The organism is Micromonospora sp. NPDC049366, assembly GCF_044466625.1.
Taxonomy (GTDB): domain Bacteria; phylum Actinomycetota; class Actinomycetes; order Mycobacteriales; family Micromonosporaceae; genus Micromonospora.
In genome coordinates this window covers 1-3,007 of sequence record NZ_JBITMV010000052.1, presented here as the reverse complement: position 1 = coordinate 3,007, position 3,007 = coordinate 1, and the positions used below count along the sequence as shown (strand labels likewise).

Below are 3,007 nucleotides of genomic sequence, written 5' to 3'. Positions count from 1 at the left end.
GCTACCGCGCCACTGTGCAGATCGCCGACATCCTCATCTGGCTACGCGCGAAACCGGACCGACCCAAGCCATGATCCAGGAGACACGGCCTAGTGAGCCTGGTCCAAGCTGACCGTGCGGTTCAGGACGGGTGCGGCGAGCCCGGAGATCGATTCTGCGATCAGGTATCCGTTCCGGCGCCCGTCAGCGCCTGGACGCCGACGACGTCCAGCAGCCGCAGCCGCTCGGCGGTCTGGCTGCCCTCCGCCGCGCTGAAGGCCATGATCCGCAGGTCGGTGCCGAGCGCCGCGAGGATGTCGCAGTCGAGGGTGAGCTCACCGACGCTCGCATGCCGGACCGTCTTGGTCAGGGACTCGTGCACACCCACCACGCCGGAATCCCACAGCGCCACGAAGTCACTGCTCCGGGTACGGAGCTCACCGATCAGGGCGGCCAGCCCGGCGTCCTTCGGATAGCGGGCCGACGCCGCTCGCAGGTCGGACACGAAGGCCGCGCGGTGACCCGTCTTCCGGCTCACCGCCTGGGGGTATCCGGCGGGCGGTGCGACGAAGGACCACCACACCGCATTCCTCCCGAAGCCGCGCGACGGAGGCGGGTCACCGAACAGTGCCGCCCACAACGGGTTCCACGTGATCAGGTTCCAGGCGGCGTCGTACACGCTCAGCGGTGTGCCGGTCAGTCGATCGAGCAGGCGCTGGACGCCTGCCGGCACATGATCGGAAACCTGCCCGGCGCTCGGCACCGCCTGACCGGCGAGCACGAAAAGGTGCTCACGCTCCGCCGTCGCCAGCCGCAACGCCCGAGCCAACGCGGACAGAACTTGCGGGGACGGATTCGTCGACCTGCCCTGTTCGAGCCGCACGATGTAGTCGACGGACAAGCCGGCGAGCAGGGCGAGCTCCTCACGCCGCAGGCCTGGCGCGCGCCGGCCGCCGTCGTCCGGCAGGCCGACCTCGGCCGGTTTCGTGCGATCCCGCCAGGCGTGCAAAGCCCTACCGAGACCCGTGCTTCCGGTCATCTCCCGAGTATCGCCGATCGGCCGCGTCCCATCGTGGTACTGCGGGTCCACCGGCTGCGGCGGGTACTGGTCCGTGCCCGCGCAGCCGTGAACGGTGGACGTACCGGCCGACGGCCGGTGGCCGGCGGGGACCCACCCGCCGCTCTGCGCCGAAGGAGCACGTTCATGAAGTACCGCAACCTCGGGCGGACCGGGATCAAGGTCAGCCCCTACGGACTCGGCACGCTGATGTTCGCCAGCCAGATGGGCAACGACCCGGACGAATCGGTCCGGATCATCCACAAGGCGATCGACGCCGGGATCAACCTCATCGACACCGCCGACCGCTACGCCGACTCGGAGGACATCGTCGGAAGAGCCCTGAAGGGCCGCCGCGACGAGGTGGTCCTGGCCACCAAGGTCGGCCTGCCCATGGGCGAGGGCCCCAACCAGAAGGGCGCCTCCCGCCGCTGGATCACCACCGCCGTCGAGAACTCCCTGCGCCGACTCGGCACCGACCACATCGACATCTATCAGCTTCAACGGCCCGACCCGGACACCGACCTGGAGGAGACCCTTTCCGTCCTGACCGACCTCGTCAGGGCCGGCAAGGTGCGCGCCATCGGCTCGTCGACCACGCCCGCCTCGATGATCGTCCAAGCCCAGTGGGTAGCCGAACGCGCCGGGCTGCAGCGGTTCCGCACCGAGCAGCCGCCGTACTCGATCCTGAACCGTGGCATCGAACGGGAGGTCCTGCCGCTCGCCCAGGAGTACGGCATGGGCGTCATGGTGTGGGGCCCGTTCGGCCAGGGCCTGCTGACCGGCCGGGTGCGCAAGGGCGGCGACAACGACCTGAAGCGCGTCCAGTTCTCCCGTCACCTGTCCGACGAGCGCCGCATCGACGTCGTCGAGCAGCTCGTCCCGCTCGCGAAGGAGGCCGGCCTGCCTATGACCCACCTGGCCATGGCTTTCGCCATCGCCCACCCGGGCGTCAGCGCCGCGCTCCTCGGCCCGCGCACCATGGAACACCTCGACGACCTTCTGGCCGGGGCCGACGTTGAGCTGTCCGACGACCTCCTCGACCGGATCGACGAGATCGTCGCGCCGGGCACCGACGTCACCGCGCTTGACCAGGAATACCGGCCCCCGGCCTTGCTCGAGACCGCTCTCCGGCGTCGTCCCGCCGGGCTCCGGTCGGCGGCACCGGAACGCTGATGTGCTCGATCTATATGTCGTATGGGTCCAGTGGGCGGCGTAGCGCGGCAGCGAGCGTGCCAGGGTTGGGGTGGGCGGCTGTCCATTCGGTGCCGAAGTGGAACCACTGGTCGAACCCGAAGAAGTTGTCGGTGTGCCGGGCGGCCTGGGCGATGTGCGGGTCCAGTTGGATCAGTGATTCGGTGGGCCGTTGTCTGGGCGGTGAGCCGACGCTGGTGGGAGACGGGCGTATCCCGGGGAACGCGCGTAGCGTGCAGCGCGGTGCCGATGCCGTGGTGGTGGAGTATTAACCTTCATCGCTCCGCCCCCACGACTTCCGTCCCGACCGGCGCGATCAGGGCGGAAAGGGCAAGTCGCCCAGGAGGGGAGTAGGGTCAGATCTTCGGCCCGTTTACCGGACATCCGCTACATCCGGTCGGGCGGACGATAGTTAGTAATATCGTTCAAGATTGGGCAACGCCTCGTTTTGTCTTAGCGGCCGGTTCAGTCTATTGTGGATCGCTAAGTTTGGGTGATAGCCGGGTCGGTCGGCGGGTCCAGCCGGTGGGTTGCTGCGCATCGGGTGCGGCTGCTGACCCTCTCGGGTGGGGTTGTGCTGCTTTCGGGGTGGCGTGGCCTCTTCTCCGGGTCCGCGGGTCCGTGGGGGTGTTGGGGCGGTGCCGGTTTTTCAGGATTCGGATGATCTGGCGGAGTTCTTCAGGTGGTTTTATGGTGAGGAGCTTCCGGGGCTGTATCCTGAGCGGTTTTTTGCTTTGGCGCAGTCGTTGCATCAGGTCGCGGATTCTTTGGATGAGG

Annotated in this window: 2 protein-coding genes; one reads left to right on the top strand and one right to left on the bottom strand. The window is 68.1% G+C overall.

Features of this window, described 5'->3' with window-relative positions; genetic code table 11:
• Positions 1 to 160: 160 nt before the first annotated feature.
• On the bottom strand, positions 161 to 1,018 hold the full coding sequence (locus ACIBTV_RS31360) for a helix-turn-helix domain-containing protein (protein ID WP_396710798.1): 858 nt from the start codon (positions 1,016 to 1,018) through the stop codon (positions 161 to 163).
• A gap of 165 nt (positions 1,019 to 1,183) precedes the next feature.
• Here ACIBTV_RS31360 and ACIBTV_RS31355 point away from each other — a divergent pair, with 165 nt between their 5' ends.
• Entirely contained in the window at positions 1,184 to 2,212 is a 1,029-nt protein-coding gene (locus tag ACIBTV_RS31355) for an aldo/keto reductase (RefSeq protein WP_396710796.1), read from the top strand.
• The last annotated feature ends 795 nt before the right edge of the window (positions 2,213 to 3,007 follow it).